Origin of the sequence: Rathayibacter sp. Leaf185 (assembly GCF_001423885.1) — a bacterium.
Lineage (GTDB): Bacteria > Actinomycetota > Actinomycetes > Actinomycetales > Microbacteriaceae > Rathayibacter.
In genome coordinates this window covers 644,743-662,354 of sequence record NZ_LMPP01000002.1, presented here as the reverse complement: position 1 = coordinate 662,354, position 17,612 = coordinate 644,743, and the positions used below count along the sequence as shown (strand labels likewise).

Here is a 17,612-nt window from a genome sequence, read left to right as displayed (position 1 = left end):
ACTACGAAGGAGTGAGGCGTACGTGACCACGAACATCCTCGAGATGCGCGGCATCACCAAGACGTTCCCGGGCGTGAAGGCGCTCCAGGACGTCACCCTCAACGCCGAGCGCGGCGAGGTGCACGCGATCTGCGGAGAGAACGGCGCCGGCAAGTCGACGCTGATGAAGGTGCTGTCGGGTGTCTACCCGCACGGCACGTACGAGGGCGACATCGTCTTCGAGGACGAGGTGATGCAGTTCGCCAGCATCCGCGACTCGGAGGCCAAGGGCATCGTCATCATCCACCAGGAGCTGGCCCTCAGCCCCTACCTCTCGATCGCCGAGAACATCTTCCTCGGCAACGAGGTCCGCGGATTCGCCGGCCTGATCGACTGGAACAAGACCAATCAGGAGGCGGCGGCGCTGCTCGCCCGCGTCGGCCTCCGCGAGAACCCGACCACCAAGATCCAGGACATCGGAGTCGGCAAGCAGCAGCTCGTCGAGATCGCCAAGGCGCTCTCCAAGCGGGTCAAGCTGCTCATCCTCGACGAGCCGACCGCGGCCCTCAACGACGAGGACTCGGACCACCTGCTCGATCTGATCCTGCACCTCAAGGAGCAGGGCATCACGTCGCTGATCATCAGCCACAAGTTGAACGAGATCAAGAAGATCGCCGACACCGTCACGGTCATCCGCGACGGCAAGACGATCGAGACGATCGCCCACGACGACGTCACGGAAGACCGGATCATCAAGGACATGGTCGGGCGCGATCTCGACCACCGCTACCCGGATCACACGCCGCACATCGGCGAGGAGATCCTCCGCGTCGTCGACTGGACCGCCCACCACCCGCAGGACCCCACCCGCGTGATGGTCGACAAGGTGAACCTCAACGTCCACCGCGGCGAGATCGTCGGCATCGCCGGGCTCATGGGAGCCGGTCGCACCGAGTTCGCGATGAGCCTCTTCGGCCGCTCGTACGGCAGCCGGATCTCGGGCCAGGTCTTCAAGGCGGGCAAGGAGATCAAGATGCGCAACGTGTCCGAGGCGATCGCGCACGGACTCGCGTACGCCACCGAGGACCGCAAGCACTACGGCCTCAACCTCATCGACGACATCAAGCGGAACATCTCGCTCGCCTCGCTCGACAAGGTGTCCAAGACCGGACTCGTCGACGACAACCGCGAGTTCGAGGTCGCCAACGAGTACCGCGGCAGCATGAACATCAAGTCGCCGACCGTGCTCGCCAAGACCGGCAAGCTCTCCGGCGGCAACCAGCAGAAGGTCGTCCTGTCGAAGTGGATCTACTCCGACCCCGACGTCCTCATCCTGGATGAGCCGACCCGCGGCATCGACGTGGGCGCCAAGTACGAGATCTACACGATCATCAACCGGCTCGCGGCGGCCGGGAAGGGGATCATCGTGATCTCCTCCGAGCTGCCCGAGCTGCTCGGCATCTGCGACCGCGTCTACGCGCTGTCGGAGGGCCGCATCACGGGCGAGCTGCCCATCGCCGAGGCCACGCCCGAGGCCGTCCTCACCCTCATGACTCAGGAGAAGCAACGATGACCGATCTGCAGAACGAACCGTCGACCGCGGCGGGCGCGCAGGTGAAGCCCGTCGAGAACGCGTTCACGGCGCGCATCAGCCACGTGCTCAGCGACCTCGGCAAGAACGGCATCTTCCTCGCGCTCATCGTCGTGGTGCTGCTGTTCCAGATCATGACCAACGGGATCCTCCTGCGCCCGCAGAACATCTCGAACCTGATCGTCCAGAACGGCTACATCCTGATCCTCGCCATCGGCATGGTGATGGTCATCGTGGCCGGGCACATCGACCTCTCGGTCGGCTCGATCGCCGCGTTCGTCGGAGCCATGTCGGGCGTCTTCGCCGTCAACATGGGCCTGCCGTGGTGGCTCTCGATCATCCTGTCGCTGCTCATCGGCGCGGCGGTCGGTGCGTGGCAGGGCTTCTGGATCGCGTTCGTGGGGATACCCGCGTTCATCGTGACCTTGGCGGGCATGCTGATCTTCCGAGGTCTCGCGCTCGTCGTCCTCGGCAACGCGAACATCGGCTCGTTCCCCGTCGAGTACCGCGCCCTGGGCAACGGCTTCCTCACCGACCTGTTCGGCGAGACCGAGCTCGACCCGCTGTCGCTCGGAGTCGGAGCGCTCGCGATCATCGCGTTCACCGTGCAGTCGATCCGCACCCGCCGCGGACGCCAGCAGTACAACCAGGGTGTCGAGCCCGGCGCCTGGTTCGTGACGAAGCTCGTCCTCGTCGCCCTCGTCATCGGCGCCTTCGCCTTCGCGCTGGCCTCGTTCAAGGGCATCCCGGTCACGCTGATCGTGCTGGCCGTGCTCGTGCTGGTCTACGGCGTCGTGATGAACCGCTCGGTCTTCGGCCGCCACGTCTACGCGATCGGCGGCAACCTGCACGCCGCTGAGCTGTCGGGCATCAAGACCCGCAACGTCACGTTCTGGCTGTTCGTCAACATGGGCGTCCTCGCGGCGCTGGCCGGCCTCGTCTTCACCGCGCGCCTCAACCTCGCGGGCCCGAAGGCCGGCGACGGCTTCGAGCTGGAGGCCATCTCGGCGGCCTTCATCGGCGGCGCGGCGGTCCAGGGCGGTGTCGGCACCATCGGAGGCGCGATCCTCGGTGGTCTCATCATCGGCGTCCTGAACAACGGCATGTCGATCATGGGCATCGGCATCGAGTGGCAGCAGGCGGTCAAGGGCCTCGTGCTCCTGCTCGCGGTCGCCTTCGACGTCTACAACAAGCGCCGCTCGGGCGGGCGCTAGGCTCCGTGCCCGACTGGTCGCGGTTCCTGCCGCTGAGCATCGGGCCCTCGGCCGACGAGTCGGGCGTCAGCAACGACTGGCGCCCCCTCGTCGCCGATCGGCTCGATCGGCTCGCCGTCCTGGCTGCTGCGACGCTGGCCGCCTCCCCCTCCCCCGCGGAGGGTGAGGCGGCCAGCGCCGTCTCACTGCTCGGAGATCTCGTCGTGCGGCTCTCGAGCAGCACCGGCCAGCGCCTCGCGACCCGCGTCGGCGCGCGCGAGGCCGCGTCCCCTCCTCCGCCCGGCGGGATCCCCTCGGCCCTCGCTGCTCTCTCCTCCGCCCGTCGCGCCGGCGGCGGCCCGAACGGTGTCGCCGAACTGGTCGAGGTCGTCCGCGTCGAGCTCGCCCTCTCCTCCGATCTCGAGCTGCCCTCGCGGTTGTCGGGTGCCGTCGCACTCGACCGGATGCAGCGCGCACCGCTGCCCATCCGAGCGGCGATCCGCGGCCGCTCGCTCGCCCCGACCGACGCCGAGTGGACGCTGGGCCTGGGCCCCGCGGTCCGCGCGCCGGCGGAGGAGATCCTGCGCTTCCTCCTCGGGCTCGGCCCCTTCCCGACCCAGCGGGACGCATAGCCCGCCGTAGCATCGGGGGATGACCGTCTCACTGCCGAGAAGCACCCCCTCCGCCACGTCCATCGACGCCGAGGGCGTCCTCGATCTGCTCGACGCCCTCGACGCCGCCGACGGGGTGGAGCTGCACGGACTCGTGATCGTGCACCACGCCCAGGTGATCGCCGAGGGCTGGTGGGCGCCGTACACCCCCGAGCGCCTGCACCTCTTCTACTCCCTCAGCAAGAGCTTCGCCTCGACCGCGGTGGGCCTCGCCGCGGCCGAGGGGCTGCTCGATCTCGACGACACCGTTCTCTCCTTCTTCCCCGAGCTCGACGCCGAGGTGACCGACCCTCGATCGCGCTCGATCCGCCTCCGCGACGTGCTGGCCATGGCGAGCGGCCACCGGGCCGAGACCATCGACCGCGCGCGCGAGGTCGATCCGGTCGACATGGTCCGCGGCTTCCTCCTCACTCCCCCCGAGGAGGAGCCGGGCAGCCTGTTCGCCTACAACCAGCCCTGCACCTTCGCGGCCGCCGCGGTCGTGCAGCGGGTGAGCGGCGGTTCGCTGCTCGAGTACCTGCGACCGAGGCTCCTCGATCCGCTCGGCATCGGCGAGGTCGCCTGGATCCGCGACGACTCGGGCCGCGAGATCGGCTACAGCGGACTGCACGCGACGACCGAGGACGCCGCGAAGCTCGGACTCCTCTATCTGCAGGAGGGTCGCTGGAACGGCGAGCAGCTGCTGAGCGCTGAGTGGGTGGCCGAGGCGTCGACCGCCCACGTCACCACCGCGGAGGCGGGCGGGCCCGACTGGCAGCAGGGCTACGGGTTCCAGTTCTGGCGGTCGCTGCACGGCTACCGCGCCGACGGCGCGTACGGCCAGTTCAGCCTGATCCTGCCCGAGCACGACCTCGTCGTCGCGATCACCGGGCAGACCAGCGATACCGAGACGCTCCTCTCGAGCGTGTGGGAGCACCTGCTGCCCGCGGTCGGGCGGCCCTCGACGGCGGACGCGGACGCTCGGCTGTCCGAGCGCCTGGGCTCGCTCGCGCTGCCTGCGCTCGAGGGGCTCGCGGAGTCGCCCGAGCCCGGCCGGTACTCCCCCGCCGACGACTCGCAGATCGCGTCGATCACCGCGGTCGAGGTCTCGGGAGGCGACTCCTGGACGATCTCGCTGATCGAAAGCGACGAGCGGCTCGTGCTCGCGCCGGGATCGGGCGAGTGGGTCACCCGCGACGCGCACTCGGCGAGCGCCGGCCGCGCGGCCGACGGCTCGCTGCTGGTCGACGTGATCTTCGTCGAGACGCCGCACCGCCTGCACGTGCGGGTCTCGCCCGAGACCGGCACGTTCGCGGCCCGCTGGCAGACCGGGCCGCTGCACGTCGACTCGCTCGCGACGGTGCGCGCGCCGCGCTGACGCCTCGCGGCTCGGGAGGGCGGTTCCTCCTGAGCCGCGGCCGCGGTTCTCCCTCGCGCGATGTTGACGTCACCATGTACGGTGAAGTCGGAATGTTTGCGTGAACATCCGCGCAGGTCCCGTGCAAAGGAGCACAGCATGACGTCTCGTACACGATCGGCCGGAGCGGCGGTGGCGGCTCTGCTGGTCGCGGCGCTTCTCGGAGTCGGAGCGCAGCCCGCGGCGGCCGCCGGGGTGGTGACGGATCCGAACGACGGAGTCCCCCGCACCAGCTCGCCGCCGACCTACACCGACTACCCCGCTGTCGCCGACCCCGGCCTCGGCGCGGCCGGCTACTTCCAGCCCTACTGGTACGACACCGACGGCCGCCACATCCAGGCGCACGGCGGGCAGATCGTCACGGTCGAGGAGGGCGGAGCGCAGGTCCAGTACTGGTACGGCGAGGACCGCACCAAGGGGTACTGGAACAGCCCCGGAGTCGCGGTCTACCGCTCGACCGACGGCCACAACTGGGAGAACCGGGGCACGGCGCTGCGCAGCGTCTCGACTCCCGACGACCTGACGGCGCCCTACTTCGACGCGCTCTACGACACGGTCGACGACGCCGGCCAGCCGCGCGCCGACCGCATCGCCGAGCTCGACTACCACCTCGACACCACCCAGTCCTCGCCCAACACCGCGATCTTCGAGCGGCCGAAGGTCCTCTTCAACGAGAAGACCGGCAAGTGGGTCATGTGGTGGCACTCCGACGGACGCACCACGCCGGGCGGCAGCACCTACGCGCGGTCGATGGCCGGAGTCGCGGTGTCGGACAGCCCGACTGGTCCGTTCACGCTCCAGGGCGTCTACCGGCTCTACAACCGCTCGAACTACCAGGCCTGCACGTCGTCGGCCGTGCCCGGTCAGGCCCGCGACATGACCGTGTTCCAGGACGAGGACGGCACCGCCTACATCTCCTACTCCTCCGAGGAGAACTACACGCTCTACGTCGCGAAGCTCGATGCGAGCTTCACCAACGTCGAGCGCACCACGTCGACGGACACTCTGAACGCCCACCAGTACTCGGCCGACGGGAAGTACCCCTCCGTCTTCGCCGACGGCAAGGCGGGCGCCCCCGTGCGCGGCACCGACTTCCAGATCGTGAAGGAGTGCGGTCACCTCGAGGCGCCGGCGATCTTCGCGAACGGCGGGACCTACTACACGATCGCCTCCGGAGCGACCGGCTGGGCGCCCAACCAGCAGACCTACTACACCGCCGATTCGATCCTCGGCCCGTGGATCCGCGGCGTCGAGAAGGCCGACGCGAACGAGAACGTCGCCTACAACGCGATCCCCGAGGGCGGCGACGGACGCCTGTCGATCGGAGACGCGCGGGGCACCACCTTCGGCTCGCAGTCGACCAACGTCCTGACGCTCGCGCCCGGGAAGTACGTCTACATGGGCGACCGCTGGAACGACGGCGCCTCCGACTCGACCTACGTCTGGCTGCCGATGACGGTCGGTGAGAACGGCCGGCTCGAGATGCGCAACCCCGCGGCCGAGGACCCGGCCCGCTGGGGTACCGGCTGGGACGCCTCCTACTGGGACGACAAGGGCGTCGGAACCGGCACCTGGTCGGTCGTCGACGACCGCCTTCCCGACACGGTGCGGAGGAACGCCGACGTCGCCGCCGTGCTGCCCGCGACGGTGTCGGTGACGACCGGCACCGGTACCCGCGACGTCGCCGTGACCTGGAAGCCGACCGGCCCCGCGGCACTCGGCATGCTGCAGGTCACCGGCGTCCTCGCCGCCGACTCCGAGTTCGCGACGGGACGCACCTTCACGCGCACCATCGAGGTCGCCGAGCCCGGCATCGCGAACCTGGCACCCGGAGCATCGCTGACGGTCTCGAGCCGCAGCGACCTGGCCCCCAAGCTGATCGACGGCGACACCGAGGCCAAGGGCTGGGACGACTGGTCGGGCTCCGGGTACCCGCGCGACAGCCGCCTCGCCTTCTCGTGGGGCTCGCCGCAGAACCTCGACTCGGTGACGGTGCACGCGTTCAAGGACGGCGCGACCGCCACGTGGCCCTCGCGCATCGAGGTCGAGTACCAGGTCAACGGTGCGTGGACGGCGAGCTCGGTCAGCGCGACGCTCTCGCAGACCGCGACCGACGCCGCTCCGACGGTGGTGCTCGATCTGTCGTCGCTCCCCGACACCACCGGGCTGCGCCTGCACCTGACGACCACCGCGAACACCTGGCAGTCGATCGCGGAGGTGCAGATCTGGGGTACCGCGCCCCCGGTGAACGTCTGCCGCGTGAAGGGCGCCGCCGTCTCGGCGTCGTTCAGCCAGACCAAGTGGGCGACGCTCCCCGCGGCCAACGCGTGCGACGGCAACGTCACCACCGCGTGGTCGACCTGGACCGACGGCACGTTCGCGGGCAGCGCCGACTTCACGCTGACGAACACCGAGGCGCACCGCGTCTCGGGTCTGACGTTCACCAACACCGAGGGCACGCTCGCCTCGGTGAGCGTCGCCTACCGCGCGGCCGACGGCACGTGGAAGCCGACCTCGGCCCAGAACGTGGCACCCGCCGCGAACGGGTCGCTGACGACGATCCCGTTCACCGCGGTCTCGGCGACCGGACTGAAGCTGACCTTCTCGACCCCGAACTCGTACCTCAAGATCACCGAGATCGTGGTCCCCGAGACAGCGGCACCGGCGCTGAAGGTCACCGCATCGGTCTCGTCGCGCTGCGTGGCCGGCAAGGCGATCCTCTCGGTGACGGCGGCCAACGGAGAGTCCGGCCCGCTCGGCATGACGTTCGGCTCGACCTACGGGCAGAAGTCGTTCTCGGGAGTCGCCGCCGGCTCGAACGCGACGCACGGCTTCAGCACGCGGCAGGCGACCATGCCGGCCGGTGAGGTCGTGGTGACCGCGAGCGGAGGCGGCTCCACCCTCGAGCAGACGGTGGCGTACCCGGCTCGCAGCTGCTGATCCGAGCGACGAGGAGGAGGGGCGGGCCGCGATCCGCCCTCCTCTTCGGCGTGCCCGCGCGGCGGTCGGCTCCACCCGGACGAGGGGTGCCCTCGGCGTCCGGGCGGCTGATAGGAATCACAGGTCGGTGCTCCTCCCGACCCGACGAACGGCAGAGCCTGTGATCCGCACCACCCGCGCCGCCCTCTCGGTGGTCGTCCCGACCGCTGCCCTGGCGCTGGCCGTCGTCTTCGCCTCGGCCGCGCTCGCTCCGGAGGCGGCGACCGCGCCCGAGCCGAGCGCCGAGGCGGTCGTCGCCGCGACTCCGACGCTCACGCCGACGGCCGAAAGCACGCCGATGCCCCGCGGCGACGACGACACCGCGCCCGGCATCCCGTGCTGCCCAGGCGCGGACGCGGGTGCGGAGGACTCGAGCGTCGGCGAAACGCCGGCTCCCCGCGCGACGGGCACCCCGGACGCGGAGTCTCCCGAGCGGATCGTCGACGGCGAGGACTCCGCGGAGAGCGACTCCGAGCCGAGGGACCCCGAGCCGAGAGACGCCGACGGCATCGACGTCGGGGTCGCGATCGACCCGCCGGCGGGCCCGGGCGCGCTGGCCATGACGGTCGCGAGCTCGGCGGCGCAGCTGCAGGAGGCGGAGGCGGGCGCGCAGCGGCGGGAGTTCCGCGGAGCGCTCCCCACGGTCACCGTGACCGACACCCGCGGGGCGGGCTCCGCGGGCTGGTACGTCCTGGCCTCGGCCGGTGACTTCGTGAGCGCGGCCGGCCGGTCGACGATCGGAGGCGATCACCTCGGCTGGACGCCGTCGCTCGTCGGCGAGCCCGCAGGGGGTCGCGCGGGCGAGCGGGTGCTGTCCGCGCTCGACGGAGGCGACGGGCTGCGCGACGCCGTCCTGCTCGCGGCGTCCGGCGGCCCGGTCACGGCGTCAGCGACGGCCGAGCTGCTCCTGGCGACCGAACGCTCGATCGCCGCTGGCGCCTACCGCTCGACGCTCACCCTCTCGCTCTTCGAGTGAGCGAGGCCCTCAGGCCTGCGCGACCGCGAGCGTGACGACGAGCGCGGAGTGCACGATCGGCTCCGAGACGGCGAAGTAGCGCTCGGACCCCTCGATCCACGCCTCCGTCGCGCCCTCGCGAGTGCGGAAGCGCACCGGCTCGTCGCTCGAGGCGCCCCGGCCGTCGGCCTTCGCGACCGCCTGCGCGCGCAGCTCGTGCAGGATCTGCTCCGCCGTCGCCTCGCCCGAGGCGACGCGGTCGCGGACCGTGCGCGTGCGAGCGGCGTCGATGCCGAGATCACGTCCGGTGGCGAGTGCAGCGACGACCGCACCGTCGCAGTGCGCGATGCTGATCCGCATCCGCTCGAGAGCCGGGTGCTCACCGCCGAGCACCGGGCGGCCGTGCGGCCCACCGCAGCGGTCGCAGCGGGCGTCCACGACGACCTCGAGCGGGTCGATGCCGAGCGTCTCGGCAGCCAGCTCGCGCACCAGGACGCGACCGAGGAGGAAGCTGTCGCGGGTCTCGCGACGCCCGGTCGCCTCGTAGCGGAGGCGCTCGGCGAGGGTCAGGAGGCGGAGCATCCGGTGCCGCGACGAGTCGAGCACCTCGGGACGGGCCCAGCGCAGCTGGACGTCGTCGGTGGCGAGGAGGGGGAGTCCGGTCATGCCCCGGACGCTACGGCTCCCCGTCGACATCCCCGTGACGCAGGGGTGACCGTCCGGTGCCGGAAGGCGTCTGGCCGGCCTCGCCGCCTTCCCGGTGAGGCCCAGGCAGCCCTCAGCCCCAGCCGGATCCTTCGCCTTCCGGAGGTCTCGGGTTAGTCTGTCGAGGTTGACCTGGCGCGGAACGTGCTAGGGCGTCGGTCTTGACGGCGCGAAACAGGGGGTATCCGAAGGAGAAGGTTTGGCGTCCGACAGTAGGTCCGTGGGCGGTGTCATCAAGGCGACCGTCGGCTTCCTGGCCATGAGCGTCGTGGCCGGAGTGCTGGTCACCGCCACCGTGACACCCGCCGTGGCGATCGCAGGGGTCGCCGCCAACCAGTCGATCGGCATCTTCGACGGCCTCCCCGAGTACCTCGAGGTCGACAAGCTCTCCGAGAAGAGCAACATCTTCGCGACCCGCTCCGACGGATCGACGCAGCTGCTCGCCTCCTTCTACGTCGAGAACCGCATCGAGGTGCCCCTCGACCAGATCTCGCAGTTCGCCAAGGACGCCGCCGTCTCGGGTGAGGACCCGCGCTTCTACGAGCACGGCGGAGTCGACCTCCCCGGCACCCTCCGCGCCGTCGCGCAGACCTACGTGCTCGGCAACGACGTCCAGGGCGGATCCTCGATCACGCAGCAGTACGTCAAGAACGTGCTCGTCGAGAAGGCAGTGCGCAACATCACCGACGAGGCCGAGCGCGCCGCTGCCATCGACAACGCCACCCGCACCTCCCCCGAGCGCAAGCTGCGCGAGATGAAGCTCGCCATCGGCCTCGAGAAGGAGTACACGAAGGACCAGATCCTTCAGGGCTACCTCAACATCGCGTTCTTCGGAGGCACCACCTACGGCCTCGAGACCGCCGCGAACTACTACTACAACACCACCGCCGCGAACCTCACGGTCGCTCAGGCCGCGAGCCTGATCGCGATCGTCAACAACCCGGCGGCGCTGCGCATCGACCAGCCGGACGACGCCGACAACGGTGTCGCGAACGGCTACCTGCGCAACAAGGACCGCCGCGACTACATCATCGACAAGATGCTGGAGGAGGGGAAGATCTCGCAGGAGGACCACGACGCCGCGATCGCGACGCCGGTCGAGCCGCAGATCACCGAGCCCAGCACCGGCTGCTCCACCGCGGGCAACGCGGGCTACTTCTGCGACTACGTCACGAACGTCCTCAAGAACAACGAGATCTTCGGCGCCGACGAGGACACCCGCTGGACGAACTTCCGCCGCGGCGGACAGGACGTGTACACGACGCTCGACGTCGACCTGCAGAACGCCGCGGTCGACGCCGTCAACGCCCAGGTCCCGCAGACCTGGAACTTCGACGTCGGGGCCGTCTCGGTCAGCGTCGAGGTCGGGACGGGACGCGTCCTCGCGATGACGCAGAACAAGAACTACTCGCAGGACCCGGACGTCCTGACGACCGACGCGTCCTACAGCGCCATCAACTTCAGCACCGACAAGGCCTATGGAGGCTCGTCCGGCATCCAGCCCGGCTCGACCTACAAGCTGTTCACGCTCGTCGAGTGGCTGAAGGAGGGGCACAGCATCAACGAGTCCGTCGACGGCACACGGAAGGCGACGTGGGGCACGTTCACCGACTCCTGCGAGGCGGGCGGCACGACGACCAGCTCCGACACCAGCGCGCGCAACGACGAGGGCGGCGGTGGCCAGGTCGGCACGCCGGTGACCTTCACCAAGACGTCGCTCAACACCGGCTTCGTCGGCATGGCCCGCGAGCTCGACCTCTGCGGGATCCGCGACACGGCCGCCGCGATGGGCGTCGTCCAGGGCAGCGACGGCGAGCTCGAGCGCTACCCCGCGACCATCCTGGGCACCAACTACGTCTCTCCCCTCTCGATGGCCGGCGCCTACGCGACCATCGCCTCCGGTGGGACGACCTGCGACCCGATCGCCATCGATCGCATCACCGACGCGACCGGAGCCGATCAGCCCGTGCCGCCGGCGAACTGCCGACAGTCGATCGACCGGAACGTCGCCGCGACCGCCGCGGTCGCGCTGCAGTCGACGTTCACGTCGGGCGGAACCGCTGTCGCCTCCCGCACACCCGACCGGATCCCTCTCATCGGCAAGACCGGCACCACCGACGACGCGGTCGCCACGTGGATGACCGGCGCCAGCACGAAGGTCGCGACCGCTGTCGGCGTGTTCAACGTGAAGGGCGACGCGAGCCTGCGCTCCTCGAGGTACGCCTTCGACTCCGGATCCGCGGCCACGGCCCGCCACCGCATCTGGCCCGTCGTGATGGCGGCGGCCAACGCGAAGTACGGCGGGACCGCCTTCCCTGAGGCCGACGGATCACTCCAGGTGGTTCCCAAGATCGGGATCCCGGATGTGACAGGCCTCGCCCTCGCCGACGCGAAGGCCAAGCTCGAGGCCGCCGGCTTCCGCGTGGTCGACGGCGGTGCGGAGGCGAGCGACGCCGCGATCGGCACCGTCACCCGGCAGGATCCCTCCGGCTCCGCTCAGGCGGGCACCGGGATCACCGTGTGGACCAGCAACGGCAACCAGAAGACGGTGCCCGACGTGGTTGGCCAGGAGCTGGAGGCGGCGAAGGCCGCGTTCGGCGCGGCCGGCTTCGCGAGCATCACGCTGTCGTGCACCGAGGATCCGAAGGCACCCGACACCGGCCAGGTGACAGGCCAGGATCCGGCGGGCGGCTCCTCCGTGGCCCCGGATGCGGCCCTGAAGGTCGCCGTCTCGGCCAAGAAGTGCCCGTAGGCAGCGCCTCCGGCTGCTGAGCACCTCCGGCTCGTGAAACAGCGTTCGGCTCGCAGGATCCTCGGATTCCTGCGAGCCGAACGCGTTTCTGCGAGCCGAGACCTACTGCCCGCGGCCGCGGATGGCGCCGACGATCGCGACCGTCGCGTAGTGCACGAAGAGGCCGAACAGGCCGAAGCACGCCAGCGCCCCGCTCGCGTCGGCGTAGGGGCGCTGCGCGTCGGTCATCGATCCGGGAGTCACGACATCGAGCGCGAAGAAGCCGATCGCGAGCCCGAAGCAGACCAGGCTCAGCCAGAGCAGCGCACGGATGGCTCGACCCACGGGATCGTAGTAGCGCGGATTCGACATCGGGCCTCCGGTTCTCGTGCCCTCCGTGTCTATCCGGCCGCGGCCTCCCCCGCAACGCATTGCGCTCGGGCGAGCTGAGGGGCAGGCAGAAGCCCCGACCCACTCCAGAGAGCAGGCCGGGGCTTCTCGTGCGCTACGCCGCCAGGGGCAGGCGCGCGGCCGAGGTGACCACCAGCTCGCCGCCGACCGCGTCGACGCGCACCGCGCCTCCGTCGGTCACGTCACCGCTCACGAAGAGATCGGCGATGCGGTCGTCGACCGAGCGCTGCACCAGGCGGCGCAGCGGACGCGCCCCGTACTGCGGCTCGTAGCCGTGCTCGGCCAGCCAGTCGATCGCCGATTCAGTGACCTCGAGCGACACCTCGCGGGGGGCGAGGCGGGCCCGGGTCGCGTCGAGCACGATGCTCACGATCTCGCGCAGCTGCTCGCGGCCGAGACGGCGGAACAGCACGATCTCGTCGATCCGGTTCAGGAACTCGGGCCGCATGGCCTCGCGGAGGCGTCCCATCACCCGGTCGCGCAGGTCCTTCTCCGAGGCGAAGCCCTCGGCCGCGTCGTCGCTGTGGGCGACGAAGCCGAGCGCTCCCGACCGCGACGCGAGGAACTCCGACCCCAGGTTCGAGGTCATGATGATCACGGTGTTGCGGAAGTCGACCGTGCGGCCCTGGCCGTCGGTCAGGCGTCCGTCGTCGAGCACCTGCAGCAGCAGGTTGAAGACGTCGGAGTGCGCCTTCTCGATCTCGTCGAACAGGATCACGGAGTACGGGTTCCGGCGGACGCGCTCGGTCAGCTGGCCGGCCTCGTCGTAGCCGACGTACCCGGGAGGGGCACCGACCAGACGCGAGACCGTGTGACGCTCGCCGAACTCGCTCATGTCGAAGCGGATCACCGACTGCTCGTCGGCGAAGAGCGAGCCCGCCAGCGTCCGCGCGAGCTCGGTCTTGCCCACTCCGGTCGGACCGAGGAAGAGGAACGACCCGACCGGACGCGTCGCGTCGCCCAGCCCGGTGCGGCTGCGGCGCACGGCGCGGGCGACCGCGGCGACCGCGTCGTCCTGGCCGATGACGCGCTGGTGCAGCTCGGTCTCGAGGTGCGCGAGGCGGTCGCGCTCCCCCTCCGTCAGCCGCGACACCGGGATGCCGGTGGCGCGGGCGACGACCGCGGCGATCTCGGTCTCGCCGACGATCGCCTCCGGAGCGACGTGGCCCGTCGCCGCGTCGAGCTCGGACTGCACCCCGGTGATCTCATCGCGCAGGCGCGACGCCTCCTCGTAGTGCTCGCCGGAGACGGCGGCGTTCTTGTCGGCCTCGAGCGTGGCCAGCTCGGTGAGCAGCGCAGCGGTGTCCACTCCCGTGCCGAGCGTCAGGCGGAGGCGCGCACCGGCCTGGTCGATCAGGTCGATCGCCTTGTCCGGCAGCACTCGATCGGTCAGGTAGCGGGCCGAGAGCTCGACGGAGGCGCGCAGGGCCTCATCGGTGAACGTGACGCGGTGGTGCTCCTCGTAAGCGGGGCGGAGGCCGTGCAGGATCGCGACGGAGTCTTCGATTCCGGGCTCGCCGACGCGCACCGGCTGGAAGCGCCGCTCGAGCGCCGGGTCCTTCTCGATCGTCCGGTACTCCTTGAGCGTGGTCGCACCGACGAGGTGCAGCTCGCCGCGGGCGAGACGGGGCTTGAGGATGTTCCCCGCGTCCATGCCGCCCTCGCCCGCGCCGCCGGCGCCGACGACGGTGTGGATCTCGTCGACGAAGACGATGAGCTCGCCCGCGTGGGCGGCGATCTCGTCCATCGTCGTGGTGAGGCGCTCCTCGAAGTCGCCGCGGTACCGGGTGCCCGCGAGCATCGCCGGCAGGTCGAGTGAGACGACGCGCTTGTCGCGCAGCTGCTCCGGGACCTCTCCCGCGACGATCGCGCGCGCCAGCCCCTCGACGATCGCGGTCTTGCCGACACCGGCCTCGCCGACCAGCACCGGGTTGTTCTTGGTGCGGCGACTGAGGATCTCGACGGTCTGCTCGATCTCGTCGGCGCGGCCGATCACGGGGTCGAGCTTGCCGTCGCGGGCGAGCTGGGTGAGGTCGGTGCCGAACTTGTCGAGCATCGGGGTCTCGGAGGCGGTGCCGGTCGGCTCCTCCTGGGAGACACCCGCCGACACCGTCTCGCGCATGCCCTGGGTGAGGGCCTCGGCGGTCACGCCGGCGCGGGCGAGCACCTGGCCGGCGGGCGCGTCCTGTCCGAGGACGAGCGCGAAGAAGACGTGCTCGGGATCGATGTAGGTCGAGCCGCTCGAGCGGGCCACCTGGTAGGCGTGGAAGAGGGCGCGCTGGGCGCTGTTCGTGATGGTCGCGGCGTTCTGCGAGGCTCCCGCCTCGGTCGCCTGCGGGAGGCGCGCCTCCGTGGCCGTCGCGATGGCGCCCGGGTCGACCCCGATGCGCTGGACGGCCTGAGCGACGGCCTCGTCGTCGACGAGGACCCGCAGCACGTGCAGGGCGTCGAGCTCGGTCTGGCCGCGCTCGAGGGCGAAGCGTCCTGCGGCCTGCAGGATGCTCTGAGTGCGAGCGGTGAGGAAGCGGCTGAGGTCGATCGACCGAGCCGCGCGAGCACGCTCGCCGTCGAGGTAGCGGGCGAGGAAGTCGTCGAACGAGCTCGCTCCGGCCTCATTGAAGTTGTCGGGCACCAGTCCTCCTGGAAGAGTTGAGTCGGTTACGCTCAAGTTCAACGCAGGGGGGCTCGTCCTATTCCCCGTATCCGCTGACGCCTGCCTGCGGGCTCCGCGAGATGCCACTTCAGTACGGCTTCTCCGGCGTGCCGCGTACTGAAGTGGCATCTCGCGGCACTCGTCAGGGGTCCTACGCTGAGGTCGTGGAGCTCGAGTTCGAGGGCGTCGTCGTGTTCTGGCGGGGGCCGGCGCCGTGGCACTTCGTCAGCGTGCCGGTCGAGCAGGCGGAGGCGATCGCCTCCGTCGCCGCGCATGTCACCTACGGCTGGGGCATGATCCCAGCGACGGTGACACTCGGCGGGAGCACCTGGACGACGTCGCTCTGGCCGAAGGACGGGAGCTTCCTCGTGCCGATCAAGACCTCGGTGCGCCGCGCGGAGGACGTCGACGTCGACTCCGTGGTGGGGCTGCGGCTCGTCCTCGCGACATGAGAAGGAGGCACGGACCCTCGCGGATCCGTGCCTCCCTGTGCGCCGACGCGCTTCTTCTCCGGGGTGGGAGCTCTAGGGGACGATGTGTCCTGCCGCGCGGAACAGCTCGTACCACTCCGGCCGCGTCAGCGGGATGTCGGAGCCGAGGGCCGCATCGCTCACGCGCTGCGCGTTCGTCGTGCCGAGCACGACCTGCATCTTCGCCGGGTGGCGGGTGATCCACGCCGTCGCGATCGCGATCGCGGGCACGTCGTACTGCTTCGCCAGGCGGTCGATCACCGCGTTGAGGTCGGCGTACTCGGGGTTGTCGAGGAAGACACCGCTGAAGAACCCGCTCTGGAACGGAGACCAGGCCTGCACGGTGATGTCGTTCAGGCGGCAGTAGTCGAGGATTCCCGCGTCGCGCATGGTCGACTGGTCCTCGGCGACCATGTTCGAGGCGACACCCTGCGCGATCATCGGCGAGTGCGTGATCGACAGCTGCAGCTGGTTGGCCACGATCGGCTGGTTCAGCGACTTCTTCAGCAGTTCGATCTGCAGCGGCGTCTGGTTCGAGACTCCGAAGTGCTTGACCTTGCCGGCCGCGTGCAGCTCGTCGAAGGCCCGCGCCACCTCGTCGGGTTCGACGAGGGCGTCGGGCCGGTGCAGGAGGAGCACGTCGATGTAATCGGTGCGCAGCGCCTTCAGCGAGCCCTCGACCGACTCGATCAGGTGCTCGTACGAGAAGTCGAAGTAGGGGCCGTCGCCGACGATGCCGGCCTTGGTCTGCAACACCATCTCGCTGCGCTCGCTCGGCGTGAGTGCGAGCGCCTCGGCGAAGCGCTCCTCGCACTGGTGCACCGAGTTGCCGTAGACGTCGGCGTGATCGAAGAAGTCGATGCCGGAGTCGCGGGCGGAGCGGACGAGGTCGCGGATGGCGTCGTCGGTCATGTCGGGGATGCGCATGACGCCGAGGACGACGTTCGGGGAGTCGAGGCCGGAGGCGCCGAGGGGGACGTGCTTCAAGGGAGTGCTCCTTCGTTGGATACCTCGTCCACGGTAGGCGTGCCGCCTGGGTGACGTCCAACAGCGGGTGCGGGTGCGATTCATGCGCGGGAGTGGTCAATCGGGTCGGGACGTTCACAACGTAGGAAGGATGCGGTCGGCCGACGCGTGTTCCGGGGAGGGGTGCGGGACCTCCGAATTCCTTCCTACGTTGTGAACGCCTTGTCGGGCGGGCCGGACGGTGGGAGGCTGCCGCCATGACGATCGAGGTGCGACCCGCCACCGACTTCGACGATCTCGCGATGATGAACGGCCCGAAGCGCCCCGACGCCAACTCGTGCTGGTGCCTCAGCTACCGCCTGCTCTCCTCCACCGAGAACAGTGCGCTCCGGGGGCCGGCCCGCGGAGAGCGGATGCGTGAGCTCGTCGCCCTGGATCCGCCGCCCGGCGTCCTCGCGTACGACGGCGACGAGGTGGCCGGCTGGGCCGCCGTGCATCCACGCGCCGACACGAGCTACGCGAAGAACCGCAGGATCCCGCACGTCGACGACCTCGACGTCTGGAGCGTCTGGTGCATCCGCGTCCGCCCCGGATTCCGCAAGCGCGGAATCTCGCACGCGCTGCTCGCCGGCGCCGTCGACTTCGCTCGCGCCCACGACGCCCCGGCGATCGAGGGCTACCCGGTCGACAACGGAGGCGCGAAGGTCGAGCAGACGATGGCCTACGTCGGCACGCGCGCCCTCTTCGAGCGCGCGGGCTTCACGTACGCGGCCGACACCACGTCGGTGCTGGCCGGCTTTCCCCGCATCGTGATGCGCCTGCCGCTCGACTGACGCCCGCGATATCACCTTGATCTCGTCGACCTATGCAGACAGACTCGCTCGACCCCGCCGCGGTGGTCCGTCGCGCCCG

General features: G+C 70.2%; 13 protein-coding genes. 9 read left to right on the top strand and 4 right to left on the bottom strand.

The annotated features are described in order from the left end of the window. Positions 1-22 precede the first annotated feature (22 nt). From mmsA to ASG06_RS10430, 6 genes are all read left to right on the top strand, one after another. A complete protein-coding gene (gene mmsA / locus ASG06_RS10455; RefSeq protein WP_056041756.1) occupies positions 23-1,552 on the top strand; it encodes a multiple monosaccharide ABC transporter ATP-binding protein in 1,530 nt (509 codons plus the stop codon). Next, positions 1,549-2,784, top strand: a complete 1,236-nt coding sequence (gene mmsB / locus ASG06_RS10450) for a multiple monosaccharide ABC transporter permease (protein ID WP_056041754.1) — start codon at positions 1,549-1,551, stop codon at positions 2,782-2,784. The genes mmsA and mmsB overlap by 4 nt, the downstream gene beginning before the upstream one ends. Positions 2,785-2,789: 5 nt before the next feature. Continuing rightward, positions 2,790-3,395 (top strand): hypothetical protein, encoded by a 606-nt coding sequence (locus tag ASG06_RS10445; RefSeq protein ID WP_056041751.1) that lies wholly within the window; start codon positions 2,790-2,792, stop codon positions 3,393-3,395. 19 nt (positions 3,396-3,414) lie between these two features. Further along, positions 3,415-4,791: a serine hydrolase domain-containing protein gene (locus ASG06_RS10440; RefSeq protein ID WP_056041749.1), complete on the top strand. Its 1,377-nt coding sequence runs from the start codon at positions 3,415-3,417 to the stop codon at positions 4,789-4,791. A 138-nt stretch (positions 4,792-4,929) separates the two neighbouring features. Further along, positions 4,930-7,770, top strand: a complete 2,841-nt coding sequence (locus ASG06_RS10435; RefSeq protein ID WP_056041748.1) for a glycoside hydrolase family 43 protein — start codon at positions 4,930-4,932, stop codon at positions 7,768-7,770. 160 nt (positions 7,771-7,930) lie between these two features. Continuing rightward, positions 7,931-8,785 carry a hypothetical protein gene (locus ASG06_RS10430; RefSeq protein ID WP_056041746.1) on the top strand — a complete coding sequence of 285 codons (855 nt, stop codon included), beginning with the start codon at positions 7,931-7,933 and terminating at the stop codon, positions 8,783-8,785. A 9-nt stretch (positions 8,786-8,794) separates the two neighbouring features. Here ASG06_RS10430 and ASG06_RS10425 read toward each other — a convergent pair whose 3' ends face one another. Further along, positions 8,795-9,430 carry a 4'-phosphopantetheinyl transferase family protein gene (locus ASG06_RS10425; RefSeq protein ID WP_056041744.1) on the bottom strand — a complete coding sequence of 212 codons (636 nt, stop codon included), beginning with the start codon at positions 9,428-9,430 and terminating at the stop codon, positions 8,795-8,797. Positions 9,431-9,689: 259 nt separating this feature from the next. On the opposite strand from ASG06_RS10425, the gene ASG06_RS10420 reads away from it, so the two are divergent. After that, entirely contained in the window at positions 9,690-12,221 is a 2,532-nt protein-coding gene (locus ASG06_RS10420) for a transglycosylase domain-containing protein (RefSeq protein ID WP_056041741.1), read from the top strand. A 102-nt stretch (positions 12,222-12,323) separates the two neighbouring features. Here ASG06_RS10420 and ASG06_RS10415 read toward each other — a convergent pair whose 3' ends face one another. Further along, positions 12,324-12,572: a hypothetical protein gene (locus ASG06_RS10415; protein WP_056041739.1), complete on the bottom strand. Its 249-nt coding sequence runs from the start codon at positions 12,570-12,572 to the stop codon at positions 12,324-12,326. A gap of 133 nt (positions 12,573-12,705) precedes the next feature. Then, the gene (locus tag ASG06_RS10410; RefSeq protein WP_056041736.1) at positions 12,706-15,243 is read right to left on the bottom strand and encodes an ATP-dependent Clp protease ATP-binding subunit; all 2,538 of its coding nucleotides are present in this window, start codon (positions 15,241-15,243) and stop codon (positions 12,706-12,708) included. Positions 15,244-15,428: 185 nt separating this feature from the next. Here ASG06_RS10410 and ASG06_RS10405 point away from each other — a divergent pair, with 185 nt between their 5' ends. After that, a complete protein-coding gene (locus ASG06_RS10405; protein ID WP_056041733.1) occupies positions 15,429-15,716 on the top strand; it encodes a DUF1905 domain-containing protein in 288 nt (95 codons plus the stop codon). 72 nt (positions 15,717-15,788) lie between these two features. On the opposite strand, the gene ASG06_RS10400 is transcribed toward ASG06_RS10405, so the two are convergent. Beyond that, entirely contained in the window at positions 15,789-16,721 is a 933-nt protein-coding gene (locus tag ASG06_RS10400; RefSeq protein WP_268788321.1) for an aldo/keto reductase, read from the bottom strand. Positions 16,722-16,957: 236 nt separating this feature from the next. Here ASG06_RS10400 and ASG06_RS10395 point away from each other — a divergent pair, with 236 nt between their 5' ends. Next, positions 16,958-17,533 carry a GNAT family N-acetyltransferase gene (locus tag ASG06_RS10395; RefSeq protein ID WP_056041731.1) on the top strand — a complete coding sequence of 192 codons (576 nt, stop codon included), beginning with the start codon at positions 16,958-16,960 and terminating at the stop codon, positions 17,531-17,533. The last annotated feature ends 79 nt before the right edge of the window (positions 17,534-17,612 follow it).

Excerpts from the sequence above, each read along its gene's own strand:
- mmsB (WP_056041754.1), top strand. The coding sequence starts at position 1,549 with ATGACCGATCTGCAGAACGAACCGTCGACCGCGGCGGGCGCGCAGGTG.
- ASG06_RS10440 (WP_056041749.1), top strand. The coding sequence starts at position 3,415 with ATGACCGTCTCACTGCCGAGAAGCACCCCCTCCGCCACGTCCATCGAC.
- ASG06_RS10435 (WP_056041748.1), top strand. The coding sequence starts at position 4,930 with ATGACGTCTCGTACACGATCGGCCGGAGCGGCGGTGGCGGCTCTGCTG.
- ASG06_RS10425 (WP_056041744.1), bottom strand. The coding sequence starts at position 9,430 with ATGACCGGACTCCCCCTCCTCGCCACCGACGACGTCCAGCTGCGCTGG.
- ASG06_RS10415 (WP_056041739.1), bottom strand. The coding sequence starts at position 12,572 with ATGTCGAATCCGCGCTACTACGATCCCGTGGGTCGAGCCATCCGTGCG.
- ASG06_RS10395 (WP_056041731.1), top strand. The coding sequence starts at position 16,958 with ATGACGATCGAGGTGCGACCCGCCACCGACTTCGACGATCTCGCGATG.